The organism is Pseudomonas sp. SD17-1, assembly GCF_029201585.1.
Lineage (GTDB): Bacteria > Pseudomonadota > Gammaproteobacteria > Pseudomonadales > Pseudomonadaceae > Aquipseudomonas > Aquipseudomonas palmensis.
Genome location: NZ_CP104044.1, coordinates 1,095,975 through 1,111,196, shown reverse-complemented (window position 1 = coordinate 1,111,196; position 15,222 = coordinate 1,095,975). Strand labels below are relative to the sequence as shown.

General features: G+C 64.8%; 12 protein-coding genes. 2 read left to right on the top strand and 10 right to left on the bottom strand.

The features are described from left to right. Positions 1-11: 11 nt before the first annotated feature. From N0B28_RS04925 to N0B28_RS04915, 3 genes are all read right to left on the bottom strand, one after another. Positions 12-491 (bottom strand): hypothetical protein, encoded by a 480-nt coding sequence (locus tag N0B28_RS04925; protein ID WP_043862510.1) that lies wholly within the window; start codon positions 489-491, stop codon positions 12-14. Between the two features lie 111 nt (positions 492-602). Then, the gene (locus N0B28_RS04920) at positions 603-1,385 is read right to left on the bottom strand and encodes a tetratricopeptide repeat protein (RefSeq protein ID WP_054916404.1); all 783 of its coding nucleotides are present in this window, start codon (positions 1,383-1,385) and stop codon (positions 603-605) included. Positions 1,386-1,388: 3 nt separating this feature from the next. Next, on the bottom strand, positions 1,389-2,069 hold the full coding sequence (locus tag N0B28_RS04915) for a Fe2+-dependent dioxygenase (protein WP_043862512.1): 681 nt from the start codon (positions 2,067-2,069) through the stop codon (positions 1,389-1,391). 217 nt (positions 2,070-2,286) lie between these two features. Between N0B28_RS04915 and N0B28_RS04910 the strand changes: the two genes are divergently transcribed. Both N0B28_RS04910 and N0B28_RS04905 read left to right on the top strand, forming a co-directional pair. Then, positions 2,287-4,578, top strand: coding sequence for a TonB-dependent siderophore receptor (locus N0B28_RS04910; protein WP_275730671.1), 2,292 nt, complete (start codon positions 2,287-2,289; stop codon positions 4,576-4,578). Positions 4,579-4,684: 106 nt separating this feature from the next. Next, entirely contained in the window at positions 4,685-7,234 is a 2,550-nt protein-coding gene (locus N0B28_RS04905) for a sulfite reductase flavoprotein subunit alpha (RefSeq protein ID WP_275730669.1), read from the top strand. Between the two features lie 78 nt (positions 7,235-7,312). Here the strand turns inward: N0B28_RS04905 and N0B28_RS04900 are convergent, their stop codons facing one another. The 7 genes from N0B28_RS04900 to ispG form a co-directional block, all read right to left on the bottom strand. Beyond that, a complete protein-coding gene (locus N0B28_RS04900; RefSeq protein WP_043862515.1) occupies positions 7,313-8,104 on the bottom strand; it encodes an amidohydrolase in 792 nt (263 codons plus the stop codon). After that, positions 8,092-9,240, bottom strand: coding sequence for a pyridoxal phosphate-dependent aminotransferase (locus tag N0B28_RS04895; RefSeq protein WP_275730665.1), 1,149 nt, complete (start codon positions 9,238-9,240; stop codon positions 8,092-8,094). The genes N0B28_RS04900 and N0B28_RS04895 overlap by 13 nt, the downstream gene beginning before the upstream one ends. A gap of 145 nt (positions 9,241-9,385) precedes the next feature. Continuing rightward, the gene (gene der, locus N0B28_RS04890) at positions 9,386-10,849 is read right to left on the bottom strand and encodes a ribosome biogenesis GTPase Der (protein WP_043862517.1); all 1,464 of its coding nucleotides are present in this window, start codon (positions 10,847-10,849) and stop codon (positions 9,386-9,388) included. A 117-nt stretch (positions 10,850-10,966) separates the two neighbouring features. Beyond that, on the bottom strand, positions 10,967-12,118 hold the full coding sequence (gene bamB / locus N0B28_RS04885) for an outer membrane protein assembly factor BamB (RefSeq protein ID WP_275730661.1): 1,152 nt from the start codon (positions 12,116-12,118) through the stop codon (positions 10,967-10,969). Then, positions 12,111-12,752 carry a tetratricopeptide repeat protein gene (locus tag N0B28_RS04880; protein WP_043862519.1) on the bottom strand — a complete coding sequence of 214 codons (642 nt, stop codon included), beginning with the start codon at positions 12,750-12,752 and terminating at the stop codon, positions 12,111-12,113. The genes bamB and N0B28_RS04880 overlap by 8 nt, the downstream gene beginning before the upstream one ends. 39 nt (positions 12,753-12,791) lie before the next feature. Then, positions 12,792-14,081, bottom strand: a complete 1,290-nt coding sequence (gene hisS / locus N0B28_RS04875; protein WP_054916601.1) for a histidine--tRNA ligase — start codon at positions 14,079-14,081, stop codon at positions 12,792-12,794. A 28-nt stretch (positions 14,082-14,109) separates the two neighbouring features. Continuing rightward, complete coding sequence (gene ispG, locus N0B28_RS04870; protein ID WP_043862521.1) at positions 14,110-15,219, bottom strand: flavodoxin-dependent (E)-4-hydroxy-3-methylbut-2-enyl-diphosphate synthase; 1,110 nt, start codon at positions 15,217-15,219, stop codon at positions 14,110-14,112. Positions 15,220-15,222 lie beyond the last annotated feature (3 nt).

Below are 15,222 nucleotides of genomic sequence, written 5' to 3'. Positions count from 1 at the left end.
GGCCCACGCGGTCAGCTCAGCACACGCAGTACATGTGCCTCGAACTCGAGGTTCTCCCCGCTGATCACATTCAGGTAATCCATGCCGTCGGAGTGACGGTAGTTGCCGATGCTGCACTCGTAGGTGTCATAGAGCTTCAGTCGCAGCACGTCATGGTCGCCCCACTCCCCCAAGGGCTTGACCAGCCAGGGCTCGCTGGTACCCCCCGGGAACAGGCCCACATAGTGATTGAAGTTCTTGCCCACCGCCGCGCCCCGATAGAACCCGGTATCCGAAGAGCTGGAGATGTTGTAGGTAATGCGCCGGTCGGTGTGGGAGACGTAGTCGAAACGAAAATTGACCGGCTTGATGAGCCGGGTGTCGGTCATCACCTGCAACCAGCCATCGTTGTCGATGCCGCCTTCGACCAGGCTGATACCGATACGGCCCTTGTGGCCCGGCGTCACCGAGTAGAGGCTGGCGATGAATGAGAAATTCCAGGTGTCACTCATGGCGACCCCCTGCGCAGGCAAGGCCCGGGTGACTGGCAAGACGGTGGTTGCTGTTCATGGTCGATCTTCCTTGAGAAGCATGGGAGTGATCGAGCATAGAAAGGCGGCAGGCTAAACCCGAGAGTGAAGGCTTTCCGTGGCCTGCCGCGACACCTGCTCCAGACGCTGCCGATAGGCCCCCGCCATCGCCTGGATCTGCGGCTGCTCGGCCTGCTCCAGGCTGGCCACTGCAGCACGCAGGAAGTTGCCGTTACCCTGCTCCAGGGCCTTTTGCAGCCACACCAGCGACTGCTCCATGTGGCCTTGCTCGGCGAGGATCGCCGCATGGCTGAACTGCCCGCGAAAATCGCCGGCCTCGGCAGAAAGACGATACCAGTGCATGGCGGCGTGCCGGTCGGCCGCGCAGGCCAGCCCCTGCTCCAGGTAACGTCCCAGCAGGTTCATCGACTTGGCGTGGCCGGCGTGGGCGGCCTGCTGATACAGGTGCAGGGCCGCAGCATGGTCCTGGCCCACACCCCGCCCCGTGGCCAGCAGGTTGGCCAGGTTGTACTGCCCCCAGTCCAGCCCTGCGGCAGCGGCCGCACGGTAGTGACCGGCCGCCGCCGCCAGGTCGGCCTGCCCTCCCCACCCATGCTCCAGGCAGCGCCCGAGCATGTTGTGCCCCATCGCACTGCCCTGGCGGGCGGCAATGCCGAACCAGGTCCGCGCCAGTGCCGGGTCCTGCTCGATGCCACGCCCGTCGAGCAGGATCTGCCCCAGCAGCAACTGTGCCTCGACAACGTTCTGCGCGGCAGCCGCCAGCAGGGCCTGGGCCGCCTTGCCCGGACTGTGTTCGATGAGTTGATGCAACTGGTCGATATCGACCTGTTCTTCGCGACGCAGGCTGAAGGTCACGGCTCAGACCTCTGCCCAGCGGCGCAGCAGGTTGTGGTAGGTGCCGGTGAGCTGAATCAGCGACGGGTGGTCGGGCACATCCACCGTGAGCTGCTGGATGGCGTTGTCCATCTCGAACAGCAAGGCCCGCTGGCTGTCCTCGCGCACCATGCTCTGGGTCCAGAAAAACGCCGCATAGCGCGCCCCACGGGTTACCGGGTTGACCTTGTGCAGGCTGGTGCCGGGGTACAGCACCATGTCGCCTGCCGCCAGTTTGACCTGCTGCAGGCCATAGGTGTCCTGGATCTCCAGCTCGCCACCGTCGTATTCGTCGGGGTCGCTGAAGAACAGCGTCGACGACAGGTCGGTACGTACCCGCTCATGGCTGCCGCGCGGCTGGCGAATGGCGTTGTCGATGTGAAAGCCGAAGCTGCCCCCTTCGCGGTAGCAGTTGACCAGCGGCGGGAACACCTTGAACGGCAGCGCCGCCGACATGAAGCGCGGGTTGCTCCACAGGCGCTCGATCATCGCGCTGCCGATTTCCTTGGCCAGCGGGTGCGCCTCGGGCAACTGCAGGTTGTGCTTGGCCTTGGCCGACTGGTAGCCCGCGGTGATCTTGCCGTCGGCCCAATCGGCCTGCTCCAGCGCCTGGCGAATACGCTGCACTTCTTCGCGGGTGAACAGGCCGGGAATGTGTAAAAGCATGGCGCAGGCACCAGGGGTCGGCTAAAGGGCGTCAATGGTATTGATTCTTATTGAACCAGTACAAGCCCCTTGCGAGGGGCGGGACGTTTCAGCAGGCATAAACCGCCACACAAAGGTGTAAAGAATGTAAATTCAGTACGAATAGCAATTGATCTCAATTGTTACTCATATTTGTTTACATTATATTTCGGCGCCTTCACACCTTGGGGACCTTCCGATGTCGCGCCATTACGTGCCTACCGCTGTCAGTTCACCACGCCTGCTTGCTTCTGCCATCGGGGTCGCGTTGAGCGCCACGTCCGCCGGCCACCTGGCCTATGCGGCCGACGCAGCCCCGGCCACAAGCGGCTCGATCGCGCTGGATGCGACCAGCATCAATGGCCAGGCCGATACTGCCAGTACCGACTACAAGGTCGAGAAGTCCTCATCGCAGAAGTACACGGCGCCGCTGGTGGACATCCCGCGCAGCGTGACCGTGGTGCCGCAACAGGTCATCAAGGACACCAACGCCCTGACCCTGCAGGATGCCCTGCGTACCGTGCCGGGCATCACCATGGGCGCCGGCGAAGGCGGCAACCCGTCGGGCGATCGCCCGTTCATTCGCGGCTTCGACTCGCAAGGCTCGATGTACCTGGACGGCGTGCGTGACGTGGGCTCGCAGACCCGCGAGATCTTCGCCATCGAATCGGTTGAAGTGGCCAAGGGCCCCAACTCGACCATCGGCGGGCGCGGTGCAGCCGGTGGCACCATCAACCTGGTGACCAAGAAGGCCCACCTGGGCAACAGCACCGACGGTGCCTTCACCTGGGGCTCGGACCAGACCAAGCGCTACACCTTCGATGGCAACTACCAGTTCCTCGACACCGCAGCGTTTCGCCTGAACCTGATGAGCCACGAAAGCAACGTGGCCGGTCGCGACGAGGTCAACTACGACCGCTGGGGCGTGGCCCCGTCCCTGGTTTTCGGCCTGGGTACCCCGACCCGCGTGAGCCTGGACTACTACCACGTGGAGAGCGACGACCTGCCGGATTCGGGCATCCCCTACGGCCTGCGCTCGGGAAGCACCGCCGGGCGCACCTCGGCCAACCCGGACAAGCCTGACGATGGCGGCCGCAGCAGCAACTACTACGGCCTGGTCGATCGCGACTTCTACAAGACCCGTGCCGATATCGCGACCATCGCCGTCGAGCACGACCTGAACGATGCGCTGACCCTCAAGAACACCCTGCGCCACGGCAACACCCTGCAAGACTTCATCTACAGCCAGCCCGACGACAGCAAGGGCAACATCCTCAACGGTGAAGTCTGGCGCCGCCCGAACAACCGCGTGGCCAACACCCGCATCACCACCAACCAGACCGACCTGTTCGGCGAGGTGTACATCGGCGGGTTCAAGAACACCTTCTCCACCGGTATCGAGCTGAGCCGCGAGGCCTCCACCAAGGAAGGCTACGACATCACCGGCTTCCGTTCCGGCAACTGCTCTTCGGCCACCGGCCAGATCCCGGGTGTGTGCACCTCGTTCCCCAATCCCAACCCGAACGAGGCCTGGGGCGGCGACGTGACCCGTACCGATGCCGGCGCCGACACCACCAGCAGCACCCGCGCCATCTACCTGACCGATACCCTGGAACTGAACCCGGCCTGGCTGTTGACCATGGGCCTGCGCTACGACCACTTCGACACCAAGGCCAAGACCAAGGTGGCGGGCGGTGCGACCAGCTTCAAGACCGAAGACACCAGCGAGTTCGTGACCGGCCAGCTGGGCCTGACCTGGAAGCCGACCGACAACGGCAGCGTGTACATCTCGTATGCGACCTCGGCCACCCCGGCCGGCGCTTCGCTGGGTGAAGGCAGCGACGGCAACCCGCTGCTGACGCCGACCACCACCAGCGACCTGAAGGCCGAAGAGACCACCAACTACGAAATCGGCACCAAGTGGGACCTTCTCGATCAGCGTCTGAACCTGACCGCCGCGATCTTCCGCACCGAGAAGGAAAACGCCCGCGTACTGGTCGATGCCAACACCTACCAGAACGCCGGCAAGAGCCGCGTCGATGGCCTGGAGCTGACCGCCACCGGCAAGCTGACCAATGACTGGCAGGTGTTCGCCGGCTACACCTACATGGACGCCAAGCTGGTCGACGGTGGCGCGCAGTCGGTCGGCGGTGTGCTGGTGGACGGCTACAACGACGGCAACCAGATGCCCAACACGCCGAACAACAGCCTGACCCTGTGGACCACCTACAACGTCACGCCAAAACTCACCCTCGGCGGTGGTGCCTTCTACGTCGACGACGTGTTCGGCAACGTGACCAACAGCGTGATGGTCGATTCGTACTGGCGCTACGACGCCATGGCCAGCTACAAGCTGACCAAGAACGTCGACCTGCAGCTGAACGTGCAGAACCTCACCAACGAGGTCTACTACGACAAGGCCTACGCGGCGCACTACGCCAACCAGGCGGCCGGTCGCACGGCGCTGCTGACCACCAGCTTCCACTTCTGACGGCAGCTGGCAGGCCCGGCCCCGTTCACTTCGGTGATCGGGGCCTTTGTGTATCAAGGCATAATGCGCGGCGCATTCACGCAACCCGCAACACAAGGTGGTCGATGTGGTGAAGAAAAGCCTGTTTCAACTGCACTGGTTCTTCGGCATCACCGCCGGGCTGGTGCTGGCGCTGATGGGAGTGACCGGGGCAACCTGGTCGTTCCAGGACGAATTGCTGCGCCTGTTCAACCCACAGGTGCTCAAGGTGCAGGTGCGCGACGAAGGCGTGCTGCCGCCGGCCGAACTGGTGCGCCGCGTCGAGGCCGAACAGGGCGACAAGGTGTCGATGCTGTGGGTGAACGTGCGCAGCGACGAAGCTGCGCGCATCTTCTTCACCCCACCGCCGGGCGAGCGCCGCGGCACCCTGCGCTATGCCGACCCCTACACCGGCAAGCTGCAGCCCCCGGTCAGTGGCCAGGGGTTCTTCGACCTGATGCTGCAGTTGCACCGCTTCCTCGCCATGGGCGACACCGGCCGGCAGATCACCGGCGCCTGTACCCTGATGCTGATCTTCTTCTGCCTGTCGGGGCTGTACCTGCGCTGGCCGCGTCAGGCGCTGAACTGGCGAACCTGGCTGACCCTGGACTGGGCGAAGAAAGGTCGTGCCTTCAACTGGGACCTGCACGCGGTGGCCGGTACCTGGTGCCTGCTGTTCTACCTGCTGTTTGCCCTGACCGGGTTGTTCTGGTCCTACGAGTGGTACCGCGAGGGGCTGAACCGGTTGCTGGGCGATGCACCGGCCGCTGGCGAACAGCGCAAGCGCGGCGAAGGCCGTGGCCGCCCGCCCGCACCCGGCAAGGATGCGGCGCCGCTGGTGGTGGACTACGACGCCATCTGGACCAGCCTGCAGGCAGCGGCCGGCCCGGGCCTTCGCACCTACAACCTGCGCCTGCCACCGGCCGGCGGCCAGCCCGCCACCCTGTTCTACCTGCTCGACAACGCCGAGCACGAGCGCGCGCTCAACACCCTGAGCCTGGACCCGGCCACCGGCGTGGTACTCCAGCACGATCGCTACGCCGACAAGTCGTTCAAGGCGCAGCTGCTGGCCAGCGTGTATGCCCTGCATGTGGGCAGCTACTTCGGGCTCACCGGGCGCATCCTGGTGACCCTCGCCAGCCTGAGCATGCCGCTGTTCTTCATCACCGGCTGGCTGCTGTACCTGGACCGCAGGCGCAAGAAGCGCCAGGTACGCGAGGCCCGCAAGGGCCTGAACCCGGCCGGCGACACAGGCAACGGATGGCTGGTGGGGTTTGCCAGCCAGAGCGGCTTCGCCGAACAACTGGCCTGGCAGAGCGCCGGGCAACTGCAGGCGGCGGGCCTGGCGGTGCGCGTGCAGCCCCTGGCGACGCTGACCGAAACCGATCTGCAGCAGGCGCAACGCGCGCTGTTCGTGGTCAGCACCTTTGGCGACGGCGAGGCGCCGGACAGCGCCCGCGGCTTCGAGCGCAAGGTGCTTGGCCAGCCGTGGACGCTGGGTAACCTGAACTACGCCCTGCTCGCACTGGGAGACCGCCAGTACCCGCATTTCTGCGGGTTTGCGCGCAGCTTGCAGCACTGGCTGGAGGCTCGCGGTGCCACCGCCAGTTTCTCTGCCGTGGAAGTCGACAGTGCAGATCCTGCTGCCTTGCAGCAATGGCAGCAGCAATTGGCGGCATTGACCGGCGCAGCGCCGCTGTCTGCCTGGCAGCCGCCGCAGTTCAGCGCCTGGACCTTGACCCGGCGCGAGCTGCTCAACCCCGGCAGCCAGGGCGCACCGGTGTACTTGCTCGGTCTGCAACCGTCGCAGCCAGAGCGCTGGGATGCCGGGGACCTGGTCGATGTACTGCCGCGCAATGCCGGTTCGACGGTCAAGGCGTTGCTCGACGGGCTTGGCCTTGAGCCTCACACGCTTGTGCGTGTGGACGGCCTGGAGGAGCGCCTGGACCATGCACTGGGCGGGCGGCTGTTGCCGGCCAGCCGCGGCCACCTGATCGGCCTGCACGCGCAGGCGCTGGTGGATGCGTTGATCCCGGTGGCAGCGCGCGAATACTCCATCGCCTCGATTGCCAGTGACGGTGTGCTGGAGCTGATCGTGCGCCAGGAGCGTCATCCGGACGGAACGCTGGGCCTGGGCTCGGGCTGGTTGACCGAACACCTGGCGCTGGGCGCGAGCGTGAGCGTGCGGTTGCGCCGCAACAGCGGTTTCCATCTGCCGACGGCTCCGGCACCGATGATCCTGATCGGCAACGGTACCGGGCTGGCCGGGTTGCGCAGCCTGCTGAGGGCGCGAATCGTGGACGGCGAGCAACGCAACTGGCTGCTGTTTGGCGAACGTAACCGGGCGCATGACTTCCTGTGCGAGGAGGAACTGCAGGGCTGGCTGGCGAGTGGTGAACTGGCGCGGCTGGACCTGGCGTTCTCGCGGGACCAGGCGCAGAAGGTGTATGTGCAGGATCGGCTGCGCGAACAGGCTGATGAGCTGCGCCGATGGCTGGCGGAGGGAGCGTCGATCTATATCTGCGGCAGCCTTGAAGGCATGGCGGCGGGTGTGGATGCGGTGCTGGCCGAGGTGCTGGGGGCTGAAGAGCTTGAGCAGTTGATCGAGCTGGGGCGGTACCGGCGGGATGTGTATTGAGCGTCACTCTTCGCTGGCAAGGCCGGCGCCTACGGGGCTGGTGGATGCCCGTAGGCGCCGGCCTTGCCGGCGAAGGGGTCAGTGCAGGTCGAAGGTATCGGCATCCAGGTTGGCCGGAAACCGCGTGCGGTACGCAGCCAGGTCCGCCGCACTCAGCACCACGGTGAACACGCCGTCGGCCTCGCCGGCACTGAGCAGGCTCTCGCCCTGGAAGTCCAGCACCTGGCTGTCGCCGCTGTAACCAAAGCCCTTGCCATCGGTGCCCACGCGGTTCACCGCCGCCACGTAGCACAGGTTCTCGATGCCCCGTGCCGGCAGCAGGCGGTTCCAGTGCAGGCGCCGTGCCGCCGGCCAGTTGGCGGTGTACAGCAGCAGGTCGGTGTCCTGTGCATCGCGGCTCCACACCGGGAAGCGCAGGTCGTAGCAGATCAGCGGGCGCACCCGCCACCCCTTGAGCTCGAACTGCACCTGGCGCTCGCCGGGGGTGTAGTGCTTGTGCTCGCCGGCCATGCGGAACAGGTGGCGCTTGTCGTAGAACAGGATCTCGCCGTCCGGGCGCGCCCACAGCAGGCGGTTGCGGTGGCTGCCGTCCTCGGCCTGGATGATCACGCTGCCGGTCACCACGGCATCGAGCTTCCTGGCCTGGCTCTTGAGCCATTTGTAGGTGGGGCCGTTTTCCGGCTCGGCCAGGCTTTCGGAGTCCATCGAAAAACCGGTGGTGAACATCTCCGGCAGGATGATCAGGTCCGCGCCGCGGGCCTGCTCCAGCAGCACCTCGAAATGCTCGTAGTTGGCCATGCGGTCCTGCCAGGCCAGGCTGGTCTGCACCAGCGCCACGGTCAGGTTGGGCAATGTACTCAGATCGCGCATAGTTTTTCCGCTGCCTGACGCAGCGTCTCCTCGCGTTTGGCGAAACACAGGCGCACCAGGCGCTGCTCGGGAATGGGTTGCTGGTAGAACACCGACACCGGAATGGTCGCCACGCCGTGTTCGCGGGTCAGCCATACCGACATCTGCACGTCGTCGAGGTCCGGGCGAATCGCCGAATAGTCCACCAGCTGGAAATACGTACCGGCCACCGGCTTGAACTGGAAGCGAGAGCCTTGCAGCAGGCCACAGAACAGGTCGCGCTTGGCCTGGTAGAACGCCGGCAGCTCTTCGACATGTTCCGGGTGCTCGGCCATGAAATCGGCCAGCGCCCACTGCAGCGGCGTCACGCCGCAGAAGTTGACGTACTGATGCACCTTGCGCAACTCGGCACTCAGGGCTGGCGGCGCGATCACATAGCCGGTCTTCCAGCCGGTCACGTGGTAGGTCTTGCCGAACGAACTGACCACGAAGGCCCGCGCGTACAGGGCCTCGTGGGCCAGCACGCTGGCGTGGCGCGCGCCGTCGTACACCAGGTGCTCGTACACCTCGTCGCTGAGCACAAAGATGTCACGGTCGGCGATCAGCGCCGCCAGCTGGTCCAGCTCGGCACGGGTAATCAGCGCGCCGCTGGGGTTGTGCGGCGAGTTGATGACGATCATGCGGGTACGCGGGCTCAGCGCATCGCTGAGTTTCTGCCAGTCGATGGCAAAGCTGTCGGCGCCCAGTTGCACGTGCACGCAACGGCCACCGGCCAGTTCCACGGCGGGTTCGTAGCTGTCGTAGCAGGGGTCGAAGACGATGACTTCGTCGCCGGGGCGGATCACCGCGTGGATGGCGCAGAAGATCGCGGCCGTGGCGCCGGGGGTGATGGTCACCTCGTGGTCGGCATCGACCGTCACGCCATACTGGCGAGCGACCTTGGCCGCTACCTGCTGACGCAGGGCCGGCAGGCCGGTCATGGGGGAATACTGGTTGTGGCCGGCACTGATGTGCCGCCCTACCGCGTCCAGCAGCGCTTGCGGGCCGTTGAAATCGGGAAAGCCCTGGGACAGGTTCAGGGCGCCGGTTTGCACGGCGAGCTGGGACATGGTGGTAAAGATGGTGGTGCCGACGTTCGGCAACTTGCTGCTGATCATGGAGCCCTCTTTCCTGCGCGGTCAGGCTCCGAGCATAGCGGATTGGACCGCCAGGTTGTAGGAGCCAGCGTTGCTGGCGAAAGGGTAAGCGCGGTTCAGTTGATCCGCGCTGCCCGTTTCGCCGGCAAGGCCGGCTCCCGCACCATCAGCGCTTGTCCTTGCGCTTCTTGGCCGACTTCTTGTGGTGCGACATCAGGCGGCGCTTCTTGTTGACCTGGCGGTCGGTCAGGGTGTTCTTGTTGCCTTCGTACGGGTTCTCGCCACCCTTGTACTCGATGCGAATCGGCGTACCGACCAGCTTGAGCACACGGCGGTAGGTGTTTTCCAGGTAGCGCGAGTAGGACTTGGGCACCTTCTCCACCTGGTTGCCGTGGATCACGATGATCGGCGGGTTGGCACCCCCCAGGTGGGCATAGCGCAGCTTGATGCGACGGCTGTTGACCATCGGCGGCTGGTGCTCGCTGACCGCGTCTTCGAGGATCTGGGTCAGGCGGCTGGTCGGCCAGCGGGTGACCGCCGACTTGAACGAGTTCTGCACCGACTGGTACAGGTTGCCCACGCCAGTGCCGTGCAGTGCCGAAATGAAGTGAATGTCGGCGAAGTCGACGAAGAACAGCCGTCGTTCCAGCTCGGTCTTCACGTAGTCACGCTCGCCCGGCTGCATGCCATCCCACTTGTTGAGCGCGATCACGATGGCGCGACCGGCTTCCAGGGCGAAGCCCAGCAGGTTCAGGTCGTGGTCCACCACGCCTTCGCGGGCATCCATGACGAAGATCACCACGTTGGCGTCCTTGATCGCCTGCAGGGTCTTGACCACCGAGAACTTTTCGACTTCCTCGTGGATCTTGCCGCGCTTGCGCACACCGGCGGTGTCGATCAGCGTGTACTTCTCGTCATTGCGCTCGAAGGGAATGTAGATGCTGTCGCGGGTGGTGCCGGGCTGGTCGTACACGATCACACGGTCTTCACCGAGCATGCGGTTGACCAGGGTCGACTTGCCGACGTTGGGGCGACCGATGATGGCGATCTTGATGCCATCCTTCTCGCTGGGGCCAGGAATGCGCACGGCTTCCTCGCCCTCGGCGACGTTCATGTCGATCTCTTCTTCTTCCTTGTCCCGCGGGAAGTCGCTGAGCACAGCCTCGAGCAGGTTGTTCACGCCACGGCCCTGGGCGCCGGCCACGCCGATGGCGTTGCCCATACCCAACGGTGCGAACTCGGCAATGGCGGTGTTCGGGTCGATGTTGTCGATCTTGTTGGCCACCAGGAACGAGCGCTTGTTGCGCTTGCGCAGGTGCTCGGAAATCATCTGGTCGGCAGCGGTCAGACCGGCACGGGCATCGACCAGGAACAGCACCACATCGGCTTCTTCGATGGCCAGCAGCGACTGCTCGGCCATTTTTTCGTCCATGCCATGTTCGTCACCGGAGATACCACCGGTGTCGACCAGGATGTAGGAGCGCCCTTGCCAGCGCGCCTCGCCATATTGACGGTCACGGGTCAGGCCAGACAGGTCGCCAACGATGGCATCGCGGGTCCTGGTCAGGCGGTTGAACATTGTAGATTTGCCGACGTTCGGTCGGCCCACCAGGGCGATTACGGGAACCATGCGGCTCTCCACTGCTTGAATTCAAAAAATACAAAGGCCGCTGCAGTGCAGCGGCCGGAGTTCGGGCGGCGCCCCGAAGGCGCCGCAGCCCGAGGCCCGCAGGCCTCAAGCATAGACTCAGCGAATGGTCAGCGCCTCGAGTTTGCCGCTGTTGCCAAACACATAAATCATGTCACCTACCACCAGCGGGCGTGCACGCAGGCCATCGCTGTCGATGCGCTCGCGACCCACGAAGCGGCCGTCCACCTGGCTCAGCAGGTGCAGGTAACCTTCCAGGTCACCCACGGCCACGTAGCTGGAGAACACTTCCGGTGCCGACAGCTGGCGACGGGCCAGCGAGTCGTTGCTCCACAGCGCCGACGAAGAACGCTCGTCGATGCCTTCGACCGTACCGGACGCCAGGCTCACGTAGACGTTGCCAAAGCCCTGGGCCACACCGGCGTAGCTGGAGGCATCGCGCTGCCACAGCACGCGACCGCTTTCCAGCTCGAGGCCGGCGACGCGCCCCTGGTAGCTGGCCACGTACAGCACACCGCCCGACAGCAGCAGGCCGCCGTCGATATCCACCACGCGGTCCAGCTCGGAACGCCCTTGCGGAACGGCAACGCGTTGCTCCCAGACCGGCACGCCGTTCTGGGTGTCCAGCGCCACGACCTTGCCGGTCGAGAGGCCGGCCACGGCCAGGCGGTTGGTCACGATCGGCGCACCGGTACCGCGCAGGGTCAGTACAGCCGGGGTGCTTTCGTAGATCCAGCGGCGGTCGCCGGTGCTGGCATCCAGGCCGATCACGCGATCGTCCTGGGTCTGCACCACCACCACGTCACCGTTGGTCGCCGGGGGCGCCAGTACTTCACTGGTGACCCGCGCACGCCACTTTTCTTCGCCGGTGCTGGCATCCATGGCGATCACTTCACCCTTGAGGGTGCCGAGCATGACCAGGCCGTAGCCGACACCCACCGCACCGGATACCGGCATGTCGAGGTCTTTCTTCCAGATCACGTCGCCGTTCATGCGGTCCAGCGCCATCACCACGCCGGTCACATCGGCGGCGTAGATGCGGTCGTTCTCGATGGCCGGGACGAGCATGTTGAAGCTCTCGCCCTGGCCGTCACCGATCGAACGGCTCCACTGCTTCTTCAGTACCACCTCTTCGGTGAACTTGGTCAGCTCGGCCGGCGGCAGTTCCTTTTTGCTGTTGCTGCTGCAACCAACGGCCAGAAGGGCCACGGCCAGCACTGCTGCATGTTTCCAACCGATCACGTCACGCATCCCCTTTGGCAAGGTCGTCGAGCTTGAGTTGCAGGCCACCGATCGCGGCGTCATCCGACAGCGCGGCCTTGGCCTTCTGATACGCGGCGTGAGCATCATCGGCGCGACCCAGCTGTACCAGCAGGTCGCCCTTGAGTTCTTCACGGCTGGCCAGGAAGGCCTTGTCGGCATCGCCATCGAGCAGCTTCAGGGCGTCATCGACCTTGTTCTGCGCGGCCAGTACACGGGCCAGGCGCTGACGGGCAATTTCGCCCAGGGTGGCGTCGGCCGGCTTGTCGAGCACGCTTTTCAGTTCGCTGGCGGCGTCGTCGAGCTTGCCGCTCTCGACCGCGACCTTGGCCACGAACAGGCTGGCGTACTGCGCGTAGGCCGTGCCGCCGAACTCGCTCTTGAGCTTGCCCGACAGGTCCGCGACCTGGGCCATGTCCGGCTGGCCGGTCGGCGTCAGGGTGGTTTCAAGCAGGGCCTGATAAAGGTTCGAAGCACCTTGGGACTGGTTGCCCTGGTACTTCTGCCAGGTCTGCCAGCCCAACACTACCACCAGCGCCAACAGGCCACCGGTCAGCAGTGGTTTGCCGTTGCGCTGCCACCAATCCTTGAATGCGGCCAGTTGTTCATCATCGCTACTCGACACCCCAATACTCCTTTTCACCAAATCGGCTGTTGACCCGCTTCACGCCTGCGCGAGGGAAGCTTCCAGGTGCTCGGCCAGAGCATCCCAGGCAATGTTTTGTTGTTCGCCCTGACCACGCAGGGGTTTGAAACCTACCACTTGTTGCGCCAGTTCGTCGTCCCCCAGGATCAAGGCATACAGAGCGTTGCTCTTGTCGGCCTTCTTGAACTGGCTCTTGAAGCTGCCGCCACCGGCATTGACCTGCAGGCGCAAGCCCGGCAGGCGGTCACGCAGACGCTCGCTCAGGGCCAGCCCGGCGAGTTCGGCCTGTTCGCCAAAGGCGCACAGGTAGACGTCGATCTGACGCGAAATCGACTCGGGCACCTGGCCCAGGGTCTCGATCAGCAGCAGCAGACGCTCGATGCCCATGGCAAAACCCACGCCCGGGGTCGGCTTGCCGCCCATCTGCTCGACCAGGCCGTCGTAGCGGCCACCGGCACATACGGTGCCCTGGGACCCGAGCTTGTCGGTGACCCACTCGAACACGGTCTTGCTGTAGTAGTCCAGGCCACGCACCAGCTTGGTGTTGATCACGAACGGAATGCCGGCGGCGTCCAGACGAGCCTTGAGGCCCTCGAAGTGCACGCGCGATTCTTCGTCCAGGTAGTCTTCGAGCTTCGGTGCACCCACCAGCGCCGCCTGGGTGTTGGCGTCCTTGCTGTCGAGGATGCGCAGCGGGTTGGTCTTGAGGCGACGTTGGCTGTCTTCGTCCAGTTGCTCCAGGCGCGCCGAGAGGAACTCGACCAGCGCGTCACGGTAACGGCCGCGGGCTTCGCTGGTACCCAGGCTGTTGAGTTCGAGCTTGACCGCATCGCGGATGCCCAGCAGGCCCCACAGGCGCCAGGTGAGCACGATCAGCTCGGCGTCGATGTCCGGGCCATCGAGGTTGAACACCTCCAGGCCGATCTGGTGGAACTGGCGATAGCGGCCCTTCTGCGGGCGCTCGTGGCGGAACATCTGGCCGATGTACCAGAGCTTCTGCACCTGGCCACCACCGCTGATGCCGTGTTCGAGCACGGCGCGCACACAGGCGGCGGTGCCTTCGGGGCGCAGGGTCAGGGAGTCGCCGTTGCGGTCGGCGAAGGTGTACATCTCTTTTTCGACGATGTCGGTCACTTCACCGATGGAGCGCTTGAACAGCTCGGTCGGCTCGACGATCGGGGTGCGGATCTGGCGATAGCCGTAGGTGTCCAGCAGGCCGGCCACGGTGCTCTCGAAATAGCGCCACAGCGGGGTCTGCTCGGGCAGGATGTCGTTCATGCCACGAATGGCTTGCAGCGATTTGCTCACGGTAAATCCTTAACGAAATCGGTGTCGGTCAACCGCGGGCAATCACTGCCGCGTCGGCCTCGGCCTTCTCGGCCGCTTTCTGGCGGATGAGTTTTTCCAGCTCATCCACCAGGTTGTCATTGGTCAGCTTCTGCGCCGGCTTGCCATCGATGTAGATCAGGTTCGGCGTGCCGCCGGTGAGCCCCACGTGGGCTTCCTTGGCTTCGCCGGGGCCGTTGACCACACAGCCGATCACCGCCACGTCCAGCGGTACCAGCAGGTCTTCGAGGCGCCCTTCTAGCTCGTTCATGGTCTTGACCACATCGAAGTTCTGCCGCGAGCAGCTCGGGCAGGCGATGAAGTTGATGCCACGCGAACGCAGGTGCAGCGACTTGAGGATGTCGTAGCCGACCTTCACTTCCTCGACCGGGTCGGCGGCAAGCGAGATGCGGATAGTATCGCCAATCCCTTCGGCAAGCAGCATACCGAGGCCCACGGCCGATTTCACCGTGCCCGAGCGCAGGCCGCCGGCTTCGGTGATGCCCAGGTGCAGCGGCTGCACGATCTGCTTGGCCAGCAGGCGATAGGCCTCGACGGCCATGAACACGTCGGAGGCCTTCACGCTGACCTTGAAGTCCTGGAAGTCCAGGCGATCGAGGTGCTCCACGTGACGCATGGCCGACTCGACCAGGGCCGCCGGGGTGGGCTCGCCGTACTTCTTCTGCAGGTCCTTTTCCAGGGAGCCGGCGTTGACGCCGATACGGATAGGGATGCCGCGATCACGCGCGGCATCCACCACCGCGCGCACGCGGTCTTCACGGCCGATGTTGCCGGGGTTGATGCGCAGGCAGTCCACACCCAGCTCGGCCACGCGCAAGGCGATGCGGTAGTCGAAGTGGATATCGGCCACCAGCGGCACGCTGACCCGCTGCTTGATGCGGCCGAAGGCTTCGGCCGCGTCCATGTCCGGTACCGAGACGCGCACGATGTCGACGCCGGCATCCACCAGGCGGGTGATCTGTGCGACGGTGGCATCGACGTCGTTGGTGTCGGTGTTGGTCATGCTCTGGACGGCGATGGGTGCATCGCCGCCGACAGGCACATTACCTACCCAGATTTTGCGCGATTCGCGACGTTTGATCGGAGATTCGCCGTGCATGAC

Bases quoted from the DNA above. Each gene is read 5' to 3' on its own strand.
- N0B28_RS04910 (WP_275730671.1), top strand. From the start codon at position 2,287: ATGTCGCGCCATTACGTGCCTACCGCTGTCAGTTCACCACGCCTGCTT.
- N0B28_RS04915 (WP_043862512.1), bottom strand. From the start codon at position 2,069: ATGCTTTTACACATTCCCGGCCTGTTCACCCGCGAAGAAGTGCAGCGT.
- der (WP_043862517.1), bottom strand. From the start codon at position 10,849: ATGGTTCCCGTAATCGCCCTGGTGGGCCGACCGAACGTCGGCAAATCT.
- N0B28_RS04900 (WP_043862515.1), bottom strand. From the start codon at position 8,104: ATGCGCGATCTGAGTACATTGCCCAACCTGACCGTGGCGCTGGTGCAG.
- N0B28_RS04895 (WP_275730665.1), bottom strand. From the start codon at position 9,240: ATGATCAGCAGCAAGTTGCCGAACGTCGGCACCACCATCTTTACCACC.
- ispG (WP_043862521.1), bottom strand. From the start codon at position 15,219: ATGCACGGCGAATCTCCGATCAAACGTCGCGAATCGCGCAAAATCTGG.
- N0B28_RS04925 (WP_043862510.1), bottom strand. From the start codon at position 491: ATGAGTGACACCTGGAATTTCTCATTCATCGCCAGCCTCTACTCGGTG.
- bamB (WP_275730661.1), bottom strand. From the start codon at position 12,118: ATGCGTGACGTGATCGGTTGGAAACATGCAGCAGTGCTGGCCGTGGCC.